This window comes from Nibribacter ruber (genome assembly GCF_009913235.1).
Taxonomy (GTDB): domain Bacteria; phylum Bacteroidota; class Bacteroidia; order Cytophagales; family Hymenobacteraceae; genus Nibribacter; species Nibribacter ruber.
Genome location: NZ_CP047897.1, coordinates 1,281,798 through 1,298,957 on the forward strand (window position 1 = coordinate 1,281,798; position 17,160 = coordinate 1,298,957).

Sequence of the window (17,160 nt, forward strand, 5' to 3'; positions counted from 1 at the left end):
GGTTATTCTATAATGGTGGAAGCCGGCGGATTCCCCAGGTATTTCTGGGCCAGCTGTGAGAAGTTTTGTTGGTCTTTTTCCAGGAACGCGTCGTATTTCTCCGGATTCCAGATTTCTACCCGATTGCCCAATCCCACTACAATCGCTTCTTTGTCAATCTCGGCATAGCGCACCATAGTCCTGGGCAGGATAAACCGGCCCGCATTGTCCAGTTCTACCTCTGTGTTGCCCCTAAAGAAATTCCTTTGAAAGTGGCGGTACTCCTCATTGAACTCATTCAAACCGGCAACGCGGTCATAGATGGCTTTCCACTCAGTTCTAGGGTACAACACCAGACAAGGCTCAAACCCTCTGGTCAAAACCACCTGGTTGCCGGAGTCTTCTGGCAGATTGGTTTTGATTTTAGAAGGCAGCACCAATCTTCCCTTGGGGTCTAGCTTACATTCATATTCGCCGGAGAGGAAGTTCATTGGTGTAGGGAGATAACTCTAGTCTTTGGTACAAAACAAAAGTAATAAAGGGTGCACCAAAGTCAACCACCGTCTCCCACTTTTTCCCACTTTGTGGATAAATCATGGTTATCCACCCCACTTATACACATTATCCACATTTTTCTCTGCCACTTCGGGAAAACTTTCTGATAACTATATAGAAAAAATCTTTTATTAAACACGCGAAAAAAATTTCATCTGTTTGACTTTCAATTATTTATACAGAAAAACACCAATCACCTGCGGGCTAAACAAGCAAGTGGAGTGAAAGTGGTACAAAGTGGGGCGTTTTTCCGTATCTTTGCTACATGCGGCCTTCTTACCGACACATTATCCTTCTTTTGCTGGCATTTAGCGTGCTGACCGGCTCTGTGGGCATTGCTGCCACTCAGCGGTTCTGCGCTATGATGGGCATGGAACTTCCGGCTGCCAAGGCCGAGAAAATGAAGGAGATGGACTGTTGTAAAAAGAAAGCGCAGCCTAAGAAATCCTGCCAAGAGGCCGCAGCCCAGGTGGACAAAAAAGAGTGCTGTTCTTCTTCTACTACTTACCACAAGCTAGACAACCTGGCGCTTAAACTGTCTGACAAGGTTGTTTTCTATGCGTTACAGCCAGCGCTGGTTAGTTCTTTCCTGACGCCGCCCACCACCGCGGTGATAATTTCCTCTTCCTGGCCTTCTTTCACAGACACGTCGCCCCCACTAACCGGGCGTGACCTGCTGACAAGACTGCACATCCTTAACATTTAAAGACTCTATTTCCCACACATTAGAGGCGGCGGCTTAGTATGCCTATCTGCTTCTACCCCAAGGAAATAATGTATTCTTTAAATGATTATCCCATATGTATTCAACTAATTACCGCGTCTTCTGGACTATGGTATTTCTGGGCCTTTGCCTGCCCTTTTTATCGGTTGCCCAATCGCTTTCGGGTAGGGTGTTAGACGCCACCTCCTCTTCCCCCCTCATTGGTGCCACTGTCACCTGGCTGGGCACTACCCAAGCCACCAGCACAGATGCCACAGGATACTTCCAGTTAAAAGCCGCCCCATCGGGTGAGTCATCATTACTGGTAACTTACATTGGTTATAAATCAGACACCATTCAGGTGCAAGGCCGCTCCAACTTGGTGATCAAGCTCCAGTCTAGCGGTTCTCTGAAAGAAGTGACCGTGACGGCCAAGCAGGACCGCTACAATGCCATGACGCCCACCAACTCCCAAGTCATCACGGCCATGGACTTGACCAAATCTGCCTGCTGTAACCTAGCCGAAAGCTTTGAAACCAACGCCTCTGTTGAGGTTTCTACCTCAGACGCGGTCTCTGGGGCCAAGCAGATTCAGATGCTGGGCTTGGACGGTTCTTACACGCTCATGACCACGGACAATGTGCCGGCTCTTAGAGGCTTGGCCACGCCCTACCGTTTGAACTACCTGTCGGGCACCTATATTGAGGCCATTGACATCATCAAAGGAACCGGGAGTGTGCTGAACGGCTATGAGTCCATCTCGGGGCAAGTGAATGTGCGTTTGCGCGACCCTGAGAAATCTGACAGGCTGTATGTGAACCTGTACGGCAACAGTTTTGCCAAATGGGATGCCAACGTGAATGCCTCCGCTACGCTCACGCCCAAGTTGAGCACCATCCTTATGTTGCACACAGACCAGATGGCAAACCGCATAGATGGCAATGACGACGGCTTTCTGGACTTACCCCTGGGCAAGCACTATAATGTGTTCAACAAATGGAAGTACAACACCGGCAAGCAATGGGTGGCAGAACTAGGCTTACAAGCCCTGCGCGAAACCCGCACCGGCGGCCAGGTGGGCTACCGAAGCGGCATGCCCCAGGTAGAAGGCAGTTTCTATGGCACCGAGTCTGAGACTGACCGCTACAGCGCCTATTCAAAAACGTCTTACACCTTCAAAAACCGACCGTATCAAAGCCTGGGACTGATTTTATCTGGTTCTCACCATGCCTTTGATTCTAACTATGGAGCCAGAACTTACAACGGACGGCAGAACAGCGGTTTGGCCAACTTGATTTTCCAATCGGCGTTTGGCAATACGGCCCATACTTATAAAACTGGTTTGAGCTATCAACTGGAAGATTATCAAGAAGAACTGGCTGGCAAAGACTACACCCGCAAAGAGCAGGTGCCGGGTGCCTTCTTTGAGTACATCTACCAGAACAGCACCAACCTTACCTTGGTAGGCGGCGTGCGCGCTGACCATCACAACCTGTATGGCTGGGTATACACGCCGCGCTTCAACGTGAAGTATGATTTCACACCCAACACCATTCTGCGGCTGGCGGCGGGCAAAGGCTTTAGAGTAGCCAACCCCATTGCCGAAAACGTGGCCTCGCTCATCAGTAACCGGGAGTTTGTACTAAAGGATAATCTGGCCCCCGAGAAAGCCTGGAACCTAGGCGGAAGCTTCACCCAGTACTTTGAGGTGGGTGCCCGCAAAGGCGCTTTCATCACAGACTACTACTATACCAGTTTCCAGAACCAAGTGGTGCCAGACATGTACAGCAGCCCCTACCAGGTGGTGTTCAGCAACCTGGACGGACGTTCATTCTCCAAGAGCTTCCAGGCCGAGTTGCAGTATGAACTCACCGAAATGCTGGATGTGAAAGCCGCCTACAAGTATTTTGATGTGCGCACCACCTACAATGACCAGCTGCTGCAACGTCCTTTCATTCCCAACCACCGTGCCTTCCTGAATCTGGGTTTTGCCACCCCGTTTGACAAATGGCGCGCTGATTTGACGGCTCAGTGGTTTGGTCCGCGCCCGGTTCCTGATATGGAGGGAGGACATCTAAATGGCGGCAACTCCCCTGATGGAATTATCAAAACTAGAACTGTTAGCCCCTACGCGGTGTTTAATGGACAGGTCACCAGAGCGTTCAAGAAATGGGAAGTGTACTTGGGCGGTGAGAACCTCTTGAATTACAAACAAAAGAACCCAATTATTGCCGCCGACCGACCTTTCAGTCAGAACTTTGACGCCAGCATGGTCTGGGCCCCTATTACGGGCAGATTGATTTACGCCGGCATGCGCTTTACTATTAAGTAATTGTTGATTGCTGAAGAAATAATCTATTAACAATCAGCAATTGACATTCAACAATAAAAACCGTTTTTTGGCCTGATTTTGGTAAAAGAGGCTAAAAACGGAATTGAAATTGAAAACTTTTAACTCATAAATTAAACTCTTAACTCACTAAAATGAAAACGTTAAAAATCTGGATGCTCGCTTTGGTAATGACTGGTTTCGCAACTGTAGGCTTTGCGGCCAACGGAAAGAAAGGCGATGAAGTGAAATTCAAAACCTCTGCCGTGTGCGGCATGTGCAAAGCCACTATTGAGAAAGGCCTGGCCTATGAAAAAGGCGTGGAGAAAGCCGTTTTAGATGTAGACTCTAAAATTGTGACAGTGACTTATGATGCCAAGAAAACCTCCCCAGAAAAACTAAAGAAAGCAGTGAATGAGTTAGGCTATGACGCCGACGACAGCCCGGCTACCCCGCGTGCCTATGATCGTCTGGATGAGTGCTGCAAAAAAGACTCGGCTCACTAATCGTTTCTTCTTACCTATTTTAAAGCCTGCTCTAAAGCAGGCTTTTTTTGTGCCTTCTTTTTTGGCCTGGTTTCCAGAAAATAAGCCAAAAACGACCTGCTCGCCTAAAACAGAAGCCCAGCCAGCACACGCAAACCAAAGAATTTCATCTTACCTTTAGCGCACCATCTCCTAGCTAGCAGATGCCTTCATCACCCAAATCATCCTTCATGAACCTCAATGTCAAATCCCTTCTCGTTGCCTTCCTTTTACTGGGGGCTTTCCAGAGTGTGGCTCAGCAACTGCCCATGCCGCGCAACATTGCCGCCGCGTACCAAAAAGGCACCCGTAGCGTAACTGGCACGCCCGGCGCTTCCTACTGGCAGAACACCGCTGACTATACCATCAACCTCAACTTTGACCCTGCGTCTAGAAAAGTAACGGGTACGGTAGAGATTGACTATACCAACAATAGTCCAGACACGCTCAAGCAGATCGTCTTCAAACTGTATCCCAACCTGTACCAGGAAGGCGCTCCCAGAGCCGGCGGCATCTCGCCGGAAGATGTGAGCGAAGGCGTGAAGATTGAGAAACTGAGCTACAACCAGCAAGCCCAGGACGTGCAAAAACTACGCATGGACAACACCAACATGACGGTGCGCATCAAACCCTTGGCGCCTAAGCAAAAAGGCATCTTCAGCATTGCGTATAATTACGAGCTAAATGCGGGCTCGCATAACCGGACGGGGCAGGTAGATGAGCAGGGCGCTGCGTTTCTGGCCTATTTCTTCCCGCGCATTGCCGTGTATGATGACGTAGACGGCTGGAACCGTACGCCTTATTTAGGACCTCAGGAGTTTTACAATGACTTCTGCAATTTCAAGGTGAACATCACGGTGCCGCAGCATTTTGTGGTCTGGGCTACCGGCGATTTAAAGAATGTAGACTATGTGCTCACCAAAAAATACGCCAAGCGATTACAGAGTGCAGAGAAGAAGGACGCCATCATCGCCATCATTGACAGCACTGATTTAAAACGCCGCGACATCACCGCCAAAAACGCCCAGAATACCTGGAAGTTTGAAGCCAGCAATGTGGTAGACTTTGCTTTCGCCACTTCAGACCATTATCTATGGAACTCCACCAGCTTGGTAGTGGACCCTAAAACCAAACGCCGCACCCGCGTGGACGTGGCCTTTAACCCTATTCACCATGACTTCAAGGAGGTGATTGACTTCTCAAGAAAGACCGTAGAGGCTATGAGCTACACTTTCCCTAAATGGCCTTTCCCCTACCCGCACATTACCGTGTTTGACGGCCTGGACCAGATGGAATACCCCATGATGGTGAATGACAACCCCGTAGAAACCCGCGAAGACGCTATCACCCTAACCGACCATGAGATCTTTCATACCATGTTCCCGTTTTACATGGGCACCAACGAGACCAAGTACGGCTGGATGGACGAAGGCTGGGCCACTATTGGCGAGTGGATTATCTCTACCATCATTGAGCCTAACCTGAAAGACGATTACGGCGTGGCACCTTACTCCATGATGGCTGGCACCGAGGCAGATATGCCCATCGCCACGCTTTCCACGCAACAGTCAGGTACTCCGTTCTTCCTAAACTCCTACCCTAAGCCGGCGCTTGGTTATTTATATGTGAAAGAAATGCTGGGGGACGAACTGTTCACCAAAGCGCTGCACACCTACATCCGGAACTGGAATGGCAAACATCCGCTTCCTTGGGATTTCTTCAATTCTATGAACGCGGGTGCCGGAAAAGACCTCAATTGGTTTTGGAAACGTTGGTTTTTTGATGAAGGAACCCCAGACTTAGCCATCGCTCATGTGCAACAACTAGCAGGACAGTATGTAGTAACCGTGGAAGCCAAAGGCACCAAGCCCGTGCCCGTAGAACTAAACGTTACCTACGCAGATAATACCACAGAGAAAGTGAAGCGCAGTATTGGCGTTTGGGAAAAAGGAAACACTACCACCCAGGTAGAATTCAAGCCTACAAAAGCCGTGAAGAAGCTGGAACTGAAAGGCACCTATATTCCAGACACCAATCCCAAGGACAATGTCTACGAAGTAAAGTAACAAAGCCTTTTAAACGCGAAGCCCCGCTAACTCTTTTGAATTAGCGGGGCTTCGCGTTTTTGGCCTATTTTCCATAAATCAGCCTAAAAACGAAAAACAGCATGGGTTAAAACTGTTAATTGGTCACTTATGACTGTTTACTAATTCCTGCTAACTGTTCCCTGAAAGTCGGTCTTTCTCCTGGTATAGTTTCCACCAAGGTAAGTAGGGTTTATCATGGTGCTCATAATGGTACCCAAAGAAGTAACAGCTGATAAACGCCCATAAGTGATTTCTTCCCTGGGTAGAAGATTTGTGCTTGTTATCTGGTTCATGCTCTCCCTTATGCGGCAGATACGTTCCGAAGTAAAACAACTGAAACGTGGCCAGAACCGCCGGTACCATCCAGAAAAGGATGATATTCTCCACCGGAAACCATAGTTGTAATAGATTGTAAGTACCCGCCATTAAGAGAACTTGAATAATGGTGATGTACTGCCGGGCAAAGCTTAAGAACCACAGAAAGAAGTTGCCGCCATGGTAATCTGGATCTTCTTCGGTGGCGACGTGTTTGTGGTGCAGGTGATGTTTGGGGTACAGCCTGCCGTAATAATTATAGGCGAACAAGCCTGCGGTGATAGTGCCAATGATGCTGTTCAATCGCTCGTTACCGGGAGCTACTACGCCGTGCATGGCATCATGCGCCGTAATGAACAAGCCCGTGTACAAATGCGTCATGACTAGCACCGCCAAGTAAGTTAGCGGCGAGGCAAAAGAAACCTCCCAATGCAGCAGAAACCACAGCAAACTAGCCCACGCCGTTAAGATGAGCAAGGCGATGATGACTCCGGTATGTTGCTGGGTGAAAGATTTCAATGCGTTTACGGCTGGTTTGGTTTTTCTTACGAAGGTAGGGCTTGGTTTGGCTTATTGCGCAAAGAGGTCTTACTCGTTTTTGGGCTAATTTCTGGAAAACAGGCCAAAAACGATGATTCTATACGATTTGGCCTATAACGTCTGCAAAGCGTCCCGAACTTCTTCCATGAGCCACATGGGCGTGGAAGTAGCCCCGCAGATTCCTACGGTTTCGCCGTTGGCAAACCAGTCAGGTTGTATTTCTTCTACTTTAGACACAAAGTAGGTATTGGGGTTGGTGTCCTTGCAGACTTGGTACAACACTTTTCCATTAGAAGACTTGGTACCTGATACAAACACAATCCTGTTGTATTTCTGGGCAAACAGACGCAGTTCCTTATCACGGTTAGATACTTGCCGGCAGATGGTGTCATTGGCGTCTACGGCGTACCCTCGCGTCTCTAATTCATTTTTGATGTTGTAGAAACTGTTGGTGCTTTTGGTGGTTTGGCTGTAAAGCGTGATGTTCTGGGGTAACTCATGACGTAGCAACTCGTCCAGGTTCTCAAAGACTACCGCCTCATTACTGGTTTGGCCTAAGAGTCCCAATACTTCGGCGTGGCCGTGCTTGCCGTAAATAAAGATTTGCTCTTTCTTGTCAAAGGAGGTCTTGATACGGTTCTGTAATTTGAGCACCACCGGGCAGGAAGCGTCAATTAAGGTGAGGTTGTTTTGCATGGCCATCTGGTAGGTAGACGGCGGCTCGCCGTGCGCCCTAATCAGCACATGCTCGTCCCGGAGTTTCTGCAATACGTCATAGTTGATGATGCGCAGGCCTTTCTTCTGCAAGCGCTCCACTTCTTCGTCATTGTGTACAATATCGCCTAAGCAATACAAGTAGCCACGTTCTTCCAGCAGGTCCTCAGCCATCTGAATGGCATAGATTACCCCGAAGCAGAATCCTGAGTTGGCGTCAATGGTTACCTGTAGTTGTCGCATATGCTAGTTAACAAGGGCTGCGGTGACTTTGTTTGCAGGTGCTTCGGCTTTTTGCTTCAAGAACTCATAAATAAGGATGGTCATGAGCAAAAGCAACATAGAGTACATGGTGTCTTCGGCGGGAATAGTAGTTATACGGAACCCCGTGTTATGTGCGTTGTTGTACCTGACCACGGGCAAAGCCGTGAGCACTCCGTTTACCAGCAGAAACGGCACTAGATGCACCAGATACGCCAGGTAAAACCTCCCCATCTTTCTGTACCTGAACAGCGCATAATACACCACCAGCAGTACCGGCACCAGTAGGCAGGTGAGCATGGTATACCATCTTCCCCAGAAAAACAGTCCTATGGCCAGGTTGGCAATCACTAAAAACCAGGTAATGGCCGGGGCATAAGGCTGAAGCCATTCCCTTGATATATACGTGTTTAAGCATTCATAGATAAAAACGCAGGCGTAGGGGACGGTAATAAAGAAAAGTATTTCCTCCAGAGGCAGATTGCCGATGTAAAAGCCAAGGAGATAGTCGGGGTTAAAGCTCCAGACGCCGTGTTGGGTAAAGGCCATGTCCCAGGAGATGAAGCAGAAGGCTGTCACAGCCATGGCGGGGAAGAGATGGCGCCAGTTGGTATAAAAGTGCACCCGCTTGTCAAAGGAGAGCACCAGGGGGAAAAAGATGGTGAAGATGTTTAAGTAGAGGTAGATGTAGTTCATAGCTTCAGGTTGGTCACCTGCTCGCGCTCTTCTGGGGTCAAATGCTCTGGGTGCCTCAGCAGAAAATCTTTCATGATCTTTAAAGACTCCACCGGCATGCCAGACTTGGGATGACGCAGCATGGCGCTCAGGAATATGTTTTTATCGTCTTGCAAATGCCCGCTCATGTTCAGGTAGCGGGGCACGAAGAATTCAATAGAATACCGCAGAAACCTTACTTCTGGGTCTTGTTTGTCCAGTGCCACCGCCTGCTCAAAAATCTGACCCGAGGTGCGCAGGTACTTTAGCTTAGCGTACGGGCTCCAGGTGTGCTTGGCCATGACGGCGTTAGACACCGCTTTGTATCCTAGTTTCAAAGGGTCTTTGCCTTTGTACTTCTCCATTAAGGCATGAAAATCATCTGCCAGCTCTTCGTTCTTGGCTGATTTTTGATAGAAGCTCAGCAACACCGAGTGCCGGTAGGCGTCTGTTTCTTGGGCTACAGGCACCAACACTAGACTAAGGGAGAGGAGAACCGCGGGTAAAAGCATAAGCGCATTAGAAAGTATTGAACTGGTACCTAATATACGAACTAAGCAGTAAAGCTAGCTTGGTATTATCTGGCACTCTTACGCGTTCTGCTAAAATTTGGGCGGCTGGCGCCTTCTTTATTTTCTTGAAAAGCTTTAAATAATAAATATACGCCAGGTACACGCCCATCTTGGCACCTTTGGGCAAGGCCATGATTCCCACGTAGGCATCGTCAAAATCACGTTGGATGTCTGCCTCAATCTCTTCTTTGTCTTTGGTGCAGAAGGACAGGAAATTCACCTTCGGGAAGTACACGCGCCCGCGGTCATGGTAGTCACTTTTAATGTCCCTGAGGAAGTTCACTTTCTGGAAAGCCGCTCCCAGTTTACAGGCAGGTGCTTTCAAGCGCTCAAACATGGCTTCATCTCCTTCGCAGAATACTTTCAGGCACATCAGGCCTACTACTTCAGCCGAGCCATAGATGTATTCCTCATAGCAGTCACAGTTGTACTCGCGGTCTGTGAGGTCCATGGCCATGCTGTTCAAGAACGCGTCAATGTAGGCATGGTCAATCTTAAATTCGTTTACCACCAATTGGAAAGCATGCAACACCGGATTCAGGCTGATTTTCTCCTCCAAAGCCTGGTAGGTGTCCTTTCTGAAGCGCTCTAGCAGTTCGGCCTTGTCATGGTCATGGAAGGTGTCCACAATCTCGTCGGCAAACCGCACAAACCCATAGATGGCGTAAATGGAATCATGAAACTTGGGGCTGAGCGTCTTGATGCCCAACGTGAAGGACGTGCTGTAGCGCTGAGTGATGAGCTTACTGCATTCCAGCGTGGTGGTGTCAAAAAGTGTCTTAGGTGGCAGCATGCATTAATGGGTTAAGGACGCTTTTTGCGGGGCAAATTCTTTCACAACTTCGGCCGCTACTACCTGCCCTGAGATGAGCGAAGGCGGCACGCCTGGTCCAGGAACAGTCAATTGGCCTGCGTAAAACAGGTTCTTTATTTTTTTGCTCTTCAGGCTGGGTTTTAGCACTGCCGTCTGAGTGAGTGTATTGGCTAAGCCGTAGGCGTTGCCTTTAAAGGCATGGTAATCCTGTATAAAATCCTGATGCGCGTAGCTGCGTTTGTACACCACGTGACTTCTCACGTCCTGGCCCGTAATCTGCTCCAGGCGGGTCATCACCATATCATAGTAGCGCTCCCGGGTTTCCTCAGTGTCGGTCAAGTCTGGCGCCACGGGTATCAAGATGAATACATTCTCCATTCCTGCTGGGGCAACGCTGGCATCTGTCTTTGACGGCACTGATACGTAAAACAATGGTTTCTTAGGCCAGGCTGGCGTTGTATAAATCTCCTGCGCGTGCGGCCCAAAGTCTTCGTCAAAAAACAGATTATGGTGGTGCAGTCCGGTAAGCTTCTTGTCAATGCCTAAATAGAAAATGAGCGATGACGGCGCCATCACGCGGCTGTCCCAGTATTTGTCCGTATAACTACGATAGGCTGGCGGCAACAGTTGGGTTTCCAGGTGATGGTAATCGGCGGCACCTACGACTACTTCTGCGGTGTAGGTGCCTTTGTTGGTGATAAGTTGAGTGATTTGTCCATCCTGAATGTCAATCTTCTGGACCTCCTCGCCTAAGCGCATCTCTACGCCCAGTTCCTCGGCCAAGGCTACCATGCCTTCCACAATCTTGTGCATGCCACCCATGGGGTACCAGGTACCCAGTGACATGTCTGCGTAGTTCATGAGGCTGTATAAGGCGGGGGTGTTTTCTGGCAAAGCACCCAAGAATAGAATGGGAAACTCCATCAACTGAATAAGGCGCGGGTGCTTGAAGAACTTGCGCAAGTGCTTGGCCATGGACTGAAACACATCCAGGCGCATGACGTCTACCAGCAGTTTCAGGTCCACAAACTCGGTCAGGGAGCGGCTGGGTTTATAGACTAGTTGATTGATGCCTACCTCATATTTATAGGCGGCTTGCTTTAAGAAATCTCTCAGTTTTAGGCTAGAGCCCGGTTCCAGTTCTTCAAAGAGCGCCTCTAGTTTTGCCATAGAAGCAGGCAACTCTAAGGTATCTCCTTTACCATACAGTACTTGGTAGGATGGATCCAAGCGCACTAAATCATAGTAGTCTGCCGTGGTTTTCCCGAATTTCTGGAAAAACTGCTCAAAAACGTCTGGCATCCAATACCAGCTGGGGCCCATGTCATAGGTGAAGCCTTGCGCGCTGAAGGTTCGCGCACGACCTCCGGCAACATCGTTTTTCTCTAAGACGGTCACGTGATAGCCGGCTTGCGCCAGACTGGCCGCGGTAGAAAGGCCGGCAAACCCGGCGCCTATGACAATGGCTTTGTTTTTGGGGAGGGATTCACCCATGGGGACTGAGGTCGTTTAGATCAAGTTACTCTTCTACGGATTAAATGCCGTACGCGTACACCCGCAACTGTTGTTTCAATTCTTTGCGGGCCAAGTGGATTCTGTTCTTCACGGTTCCAATTGGAATCTTCAACTTCTCGGCAATCTCCAGGTACTTGTAGCCCACATAATACATCATGAACGGCGTCTTGAACTCCTCTGGCAACTGCTGTACCGCGTCTTCAATGTCCTGCGCAGCAAACTCGCCCGTGGCGCCGTTGTACGCGACCATACGGTCATCGTTCGGAAAGTACTGAAAATAGTCGGTGGTATCAAGGGTGCTGGTACGTTTGGTCACCTTGTTGTAGTGGTTGATGAACGTATTGCGCATGATGGTGTATAGCCAGGCCTTGATGTTGGTACCCGTCTTAAACTTGTCTCTGTTGGCAAACGCCTTAAGCAAAGTCTCCTGGACCAGGTCTTTGGCGTCATCTGAGTCTCTGGTGAGATTATAGGCGGCCGGCCGAAGCGTAGGGGCTATGTTCTCTACAACGGTTGAAAATTCTACGACTGTCATTTTTGTTTAACGTTTAAAGTAAAACATTAAACAATTATACGCACAAAAAATTAATGTAGCTACTTCTGTTTAATATTTTTTTCAAAAAAATAAACACACCGAATCATCCTCCCAGAGTGGGAGACCTACGTAAAAAGAAAGGGGCGTAGATTTAGGCGAGAGCCGAATTTCTCTGGATCCAGTTCTCCAATTCTTCAATCTCTTTAAAGAAGGAGACTTTGGCCGGAAGTTCTTTCACCGGGAAGTAATGCAGCAGGGAGCCGCTTATCAAGATTTGCTTAACCGGCAAGGTATTGTTCATCTCTTCCAGATAGTCTGACACGGTGGTCCGGAGGAAGGGCGTGGTGAAAACAGAATACACAAAGGCCGGCTTAAAGTATTGGACGGCCTTTGCCAGGTCTGTCAAGGGCAGGTGCTGCCCCAGGTACAAGGTGTACATACCCGCTGAGCGCAAGAGGTAGTGCACATACATCAAAGAAATCTCATGCATTTCACCTTCCGGCAGGTAAAGAACCACGCGTGGCGCGTCTGGCTTGGTCACTACTGGCAAGGCATCTATGGCCACCAGCATTTTCTGGCGTACCAGCTGGCTCATGAAATGTTCATGCGCCGGGGTGATGTTGCCGGTTTGCCAAAGTAGGCCAATCTTGTTTAAAAACGGGTAGATAACGGAGCGCACCGTGGCAGAAAAACCCAGTTGCAGAATGGCCCGGCTCAGGACGCGCTCAAACAGCACCTCGTCCAGCTCTACCATGGCCACAATCATCTGGTTGATCAATTGTTCCTGGCCTGGTTCATCGCCGGTAATTTTCAACACCTCCTGGGCTACCAGGTCTGGGGGCAGCTGGGCAATCTTGGAGATTTTGTAGCCGTCCTGGTAGAGCAGCGCCACGTTGAGCAGGTTTTTAAGGTCTGCGTCATCATAGTACCGGATATTGGTCTGCGTGCGCTTGGGTTGCAACAGTTGGTACCGCTGCTCCCAGATGCGAAGAGTATGTGCCTTAATGCCGGATAAATGCTCCAACTCCTTGATAGAGTATTGCGCCACAGGTGTGAGAAATTAAGTTAAACCGCAATTTAGCGCTTCTTAGCCAGCCGAAAGAATTTAGGATGCACCCACAGCATGCCAAAGGACTCTGAGCCGTCTCTGCCTTTGGTTTTGTGGTGTACTTTGTGCGCTATGTCCAAGGCTCTCAGGTAGGTGTTTCTTGTCTTGCCAAACAGCTTCATGCGCCTATGAATAAACAAGTCATGCACCAGAAAGTACGCCAACCCATACAGGGTAATGCCCACTCCCACCCAGAACCGGTAGTCCAGCGCCTCTGTCCCGTAGATAAAACAAAGTGCCGCAATGACCCCGTAAAAGACAAATGACACGTCATTCAGCTCAAACTTGTGGGCATGCGGTTTGTGGTGCGACTCATGGATATTCCACAAGACGCCGTGCAGCACATACTTGTGCACCGCCCAGGCCACCAGCTCCATCACCAGGAACGTTCCTAACACTATCGCCGCGTTCGTCAGCATATTCTCTCAACCGTGGGGGTACGCAAATGTTTTTCCTAATTTGAAAATTTGAAGATATGGAGATGTGGAGATTAAGGAATGTGAAGATGTGAAAATGATTTTTGGGAATCGTTTTTGGCCTGACTTCTGGAAAACAAGCCAAAAACGAGGTTCGGCAAGTTTTACTCTACTTAAAACAGTTTTTCCTTACGCTTTACCTTTCTTCTCCCATTTGATACACAAGGACGCAGTCACGCATTATGCTTGTTGGTGATAACACCAACAAGGGCGGTATTGCTTATTATAATTTCCCTTTCAAAAGGCCCATTCTCAGAGTTCTCGATTAGAAAATAGCACATCAGCACATTAACCCATTAGCACCCTGAAGACTCATTTTCACATCTCCACATTTTCAAATCTTCACATTAAAAATAGCACATTAAAAAGCTACCACGTCAAAGGTTCCTTGTCCAGGAAAGACTGAATACCGCGCTGGCAATCTTCAGTAGAGCGCGCGAAGGCGTTTTTCTCAGCGGCGTACTCCAGGGCAGACTTAAGCGGAAGTTCCTGCACGCGGGCAATCATCTCTTTGGTGGTTTCCATACTCTGACCCGAGTTCTGGGTGCATAAACGTTGCGCCAGTTCCTCTACGCGGTTTGCCAGCTCATCTTCCCCCACCACTTCATTGATCAACCCGATAGCCTGCGCCCGTTCCGCCGAAATTAAATCACCGGTCAGCAATAATTCCTTCGCTTTAGACTCGCCGATTTTGCGCAACAAGAAAATCTTGACGATGGCCGGAATGAACCCAATCTTGACCTCGGTGTAGCCAAACTTGGCGCTAGGAATAGTATAGGCAAAATCACAGACGGTGGCCAGACCGCAACCTCCGGCTATGGCGTGGCCGTGCACTTGGGCAATGACTACTTTCTTGAGCGTATAGATTTGGTAGAACAGCTGCATGAGGTGCGTAGAGTCCTCCAGGTTTTCTTGAAACGTGTTCTGCTGCAACTGCTGCAAATATTCTAAATCTGCACCCGCACAAAACACCGCACCCGCCGCCTTGAGCACGATTACTTTGCAGTCCTCGTCATTTTCAGCGAAGTCAAAGGCTGCTTTCAGTTCTGTGACCACCTGGTAATTGAGCGCGTTGCGCTTCTCTGGGCGGTTGAGTGTAATATACCCCACACGATTAGCACACTGGTACTGAATGTATTGCAGGGATAAGGTTTCAGCGATGTTCATATCAATGTCGGTCATAGTCTAATTACCTACGAATTGGCTAAGCTTAAAGGTATGAAAATTAAGAAACCCACCTTAAAAAGTGATGACGGGCAAGGGAAAATCTACCCTGGTTTACCGTAATCTCAAAGTCCAGGCACCATCTTCCTCCAGGTTGTGGACCGTATAGCCAGCGGCCCGCAACTCCGTGGATTTGCGTTGCACATACCAAGGCGCGTTGGTCTGGTCCATAACCACATATGCACAGTCTATGACTTGCCGTAGTTGATCAACTTTAGCCCAGACATTCTTCTGCAACACCAGCACATCTACTGGTACCGGTTTAGCTAAATTACGAGGTAGTTTCTGCAGCCAAAGAATCCGTTTGCCTTGCCAGACCATTAACCTGTTGCCTTCTTCCGTTGCATGCACCGCCAGCTCGCGTTTTTGGCTTGATTTCTGGAAAAGAGGCCAAAAACGATGCCCCTCTTGAACACCCTTCGCCCACCAGTGCGGCTGGATGGTATAGGTAAAGTTGCGGGGCTGGGCATGGAAAGCAGAGTCTGCCAGCAGCGTGGCGCTTCGGCCTTCAATTATTCCAACGGCACTGCTTTTTCTAGCGCTGTAGATAACTAGCTCTTGGATGTGCCGCTGCCGTTGGGCTTCGGCTATTTCAGTGGCAGAGAGGAAGGCCAAACAGACTGTGGCCAGCCCGAGCCAAGGTAGCTTTCTGTATACTAGAAACAAGACTAGGCCAATCATCAACACATATAAGGCCAGCACCTGACCAATGGAAATGACAAACCCGTCCAACACTGAAAAAGGCCACTGCTCCAACCAAAGCAGAAACCTGTTCAACCCAAAAAGCGTCCATTGCAGCAGAAACCCCAGTAAGACATTCAAATAAGGCACCCAGAACAAAAGCATGAACGCCACGCCCAGATATAAACCAGCAGAAGTCAAGGGCACTGCCAGCAAATTGCCTACCCAGAAGTACACCGGAAACTGATGGAAGTAGTACAAACTCAGAGGAAACGTAGCCATTTGCGCGGCAATGGAAATGGCGAAGAGCTCCCAGACCATGCGCATTGGTTTCTGCTCTGGGTTCCAGAGTTGAAGGAAAAGCGGTTGCAGCAAAACAATGCCCGCCACCGCCAGAAACGACAGCTGGAAGCCCACGTCAAACAAGAAATTGGGATCCATCAAGAGCAGCAGCATGGCCACGGCCGCCAAGGTGTTCAAGACAGAAGATTTCCTTCTCAGCAACATGCCCAGCTCTACCAGAGAGAACATCCACACAGACCGCAAGACCGAAGCCGACAAACCCGTCACGAAGGCATAAAACCACACCACGCCCACAATGAACAGGAAGATAACCACCCTGGACTTTCGGCCACGCCGAAGATGCTTAAGGAAGAACAACAGCACACCGTAAAGCAAGCCCACATGCAAACCGCTCACCGCCAACACGTGCATGGTACCAGTTCTGGCGTAGGCATTGCGTAACGAGGCATCTAGATCATCCTGCACGCCTAAGACCAGGGCATTGGCAATGGTGGCTTCGCGCTTGAAAGGAATGTGCTCTTTAAAGGCCGCTTCTAGCGTTTTTCGGACTTGTAAACTGATGGCCTCCAGTGCACTTTCTGGGTGTAGGCCTATCACTTGCCAGGAGCCTTCGGGGAGGTAAGACTGCCACTGAATGTGCTTGAGCGTGAGGTAGCGGCGGTAGTCAAATTGGTGGGGATTGGCGGGTTTGGCAGGTGGCATCAAGGTGCCTTTGATGAGCAATTGATGTCCGTATTGCAGGGTATCTGCCTCTGGTGAATGGGGCAGAAAAACGGCCACTTGTCCAGAAGCGGCATGCCAATTACCCAGTGAGTCCCGCACCGCCTCTACCCTGCCCACAGAACTCACCGAAGTAGGTTTCAAGGCAACTGCTTTAACCAAAGTCACTTTGTAATGCGTGATGGCGCTTGCCGGGACCTGAAGCGTTTTTGGGCTGTTTTTCAGAAAAGAGACCAAAAACGCCAGGGATAGAAGGGCCGCTAAACCTGCCCAGCCTGTGTACGTCCTAAATTTCCGGTTGGGCTTTCTTAACGTAAACCACCAGGCCGCAAGAAACAAGAGCACCAGGCCAGCCGTCACCAAAGCCACATAAGAACCAGCCTGACCCAGGTAGTTGTATAGCAGAATACCCGACAGGAAAGCTGTCAAGGGACGTATCATGCCAGTTAAAAGGTGTCTTCCTTTCAATGCCAGGCTCCTTTGGTAATAGC

At 49.3% G+C, this 17,160-nt stretch carries 16 protein-coding genes; 4 read left to right on the forward strand and 12 right to left on the reverse strand.

Annotation, left to right across the window (positions count from 1 at the left end; genetic code table 11):
- Positions 1–2 precede the first annotated feature (2 nt).
- A complete protein-coding gene (mraZ, locus tag GU926_RS05405) occupies positions 3–470 on the reverse strand; it encodes a division/cell wall cluster transcriptional repressor MraZ (RefSeq protein ID WP_160689760.1) in 468 nt (155 codons plus the stop codon).
- Between the two features lie 329 nt (positions 471–799).
- Between mraZ and GU926_RS05410 the strand changes: the two genes are divergently transcribed.
- From GU926_RS05410 to GU926_RS05425, 4 genes are all read left to right on the forward strand, one after another.
- Positions 800–1,240, forward strand: a complete 441-nt coding sequence (locus GU926_RS05410) for an HYC_CC_PP family protein (RefSeq protein ID WP_160689762.1) — start codon at positions 800–802, stop codon at positions 1,238–1,240.
- Between the two features lie 94 nt (positions 1,241–1,334).
- The gene (locus GU926_RS05415; protein ID WP_160689764.1) at positions 1,335–3,569 is read left to right on the forward strand and encodes a TonB-dependent receptor; all 2,235 of its coding nucleotides are present in this window, start codon (positions 1,335–1,337) and stop codon (positions 3,567–3,569) included.
- Between the two features lie 152 nt (positions 3,570–3,721).
- Entirely contained in the window at positions 3,722–4,072 is a 351-nt protein-coding gene (locus GU926_RS05420; RefSeq protein WP_160689766.1) for a heavy-metal-associated domain-containing protein, read from the forward strand.
- A gap of 182 nt (positions 4,073–4,254) precedes the next feature.
- Positions 4,255–6,156: a M1 family metallopeptidase gene (locus GU926_RS05425; RefSeq protein WP_232058442.1), complete on the forward strand. Its 1,902-nt coding sequence runs from the start codon at positions 4,255–4,257 to the stop codon at positions 6,154–6,156.
- A gap of 150 nt (positions 6,157–6,306) precedes the next feature.
- Here GU926_RS05425 and GU926_RS05430 read toward each other — a convergent pair whose 3' ends face one another.
- The 11 genes from GU926_RS05430 to GU926_RS05480 form a co-directional block, all read right to left on the reverse strand.
- Positions 6,307–7,011: a fatty acid desaturase gene (locus tag GU926_RS05430; protein WP_160689768.1), complete on the reverse strand. Its 705-nt coding sequence runs from the start codon at positions 7,009–7,011 to the stop codon at positions 6,307–6,309.
- A 132-nt stretch (positions 7,012–7,143) separates the two neighbouring features.
- Positions 7,144–7,989: a 4-hydroxy-3-methylbut-2-enyl diphosphate reductase gene (locus tag GU926_RS05435; protein WP_160689770.1), complete on the reverse strand. Its 846-nt coding sequence runs from the start codon at positions 7,987–7,989 to the stop codon at positions 7,144–7,146.
- Positions 7,990–7,992: 3 nt separating this feature from the next.
- Complete coding sequence (locus GU926_RS05440) at positions 7,993–8,703, reverse strand: lycopene cyclase domain-containing protein (protein WP_160689772.1); 711 nt, start codon at positions 8,701–8,703, stop codon at positions 7,993–7,995.
- Complete coding sequence (locus GU926_RS05445) at positions 8,700–9,233, reverse strand: hypothetical protein (protein WP_160689774.1); 534 nt, start codon at positions 9,231–9,233, stop codon at positions 8,700–8,702. Before GU926_RS05445 ends, GU926_RS05440 begins: the two co-directional genes overlap by 4 nt.
- Before the next feature lie 7 nt (positions 9,234–9,240).
- On the reverse strand, positions 9,241–10,086 hold the full coding sequence (locus GU926_RS05450; protein WP_160689776.1) for a phytoene/squalene synthase family protein: 846 nt from the start codon (positions 10,084–10,086) through the stop codon (positions 9,241–9,243).
- Positions 10,087–10,089: 3 nt separating this feature from the next.
- Positions 10,090–11,601: a phytoene desaturase family protein gene (locus GU926_RS05455; RefSeq protein WP_160689778.1), complete on the reverse strand. Its 1,512-nt coding sequence runs from the start codon at positions 11,599–11,601 to the stop codon at positions 10,090–10,092.
- A 40-nt stretch (positions 11,602–11,641) separates the two neighbouring features.
- Positions 11,642–12,157 carry an RNA polymerase sigma factor gene (locus GU926_RS05460; RefSeq protein ID WP_160689780.1) on the reverse strand — a complete coding sequence of 172 codons (516 nt, stop codon included), beginning with the start codon at positions 12,155–12,157 and terminating at the stop codon, positions 11,642–11,644.
- 151 nt (positions 12,158–12,308) lie between these two features.
- Complete coding sequence (locus tag GU926_RS05465; RefSeq protein ID WP_160689782.1) at positions 12,309–13,205, reverse strand: MerR family transcriptional regulator; 897 nt, start codon at positions 13,203–13,205, stop codon at positions 12,309–12,311.
- A 29-nt stretch (positions 13,206–13,234) separates the two neighbouring features.
- Positions 13,235–13,684, reverse strand: a complete 450-nt coding sequence (locus GU926_RS05470) for a sterol desaturase family protein (protein WP_160689784.1) — start codon at positions 13,682–13,684, stop codon at positions 13,235–13,237.
- 426 nt (positions 13,685–14,110) lie between these two features.
- Positions 14,111–14,923: an enoyl-CoA hydratase/isomerase family protein gene (locus GU926_RS05475; RefSeq protein ID WP_394350775.1), complete on the reverse strand. Its 813-nt coding sequence runs from the start codon at positions 14,921–14,923 to the stop codon at positions 14,111–14,113.
- Between the two features lie 96 nt (positions 14,924–15,019).
- The gene (locus tag GU926_RS05480) at positions 15,020–17,110 is read right to left on the reverse strand and encodes a ComEC/Rec2 family competence protein (RefSeq protein WP_160689786.1); all 2,091 of its coding nucleotides are present in this window, start codon (positions 17,108–17,110) and stop codon (positions 15,020–15,022) included.
- Between the last annotated feature and the right edge of the window lie 50 nt (positions 17,111–17,160).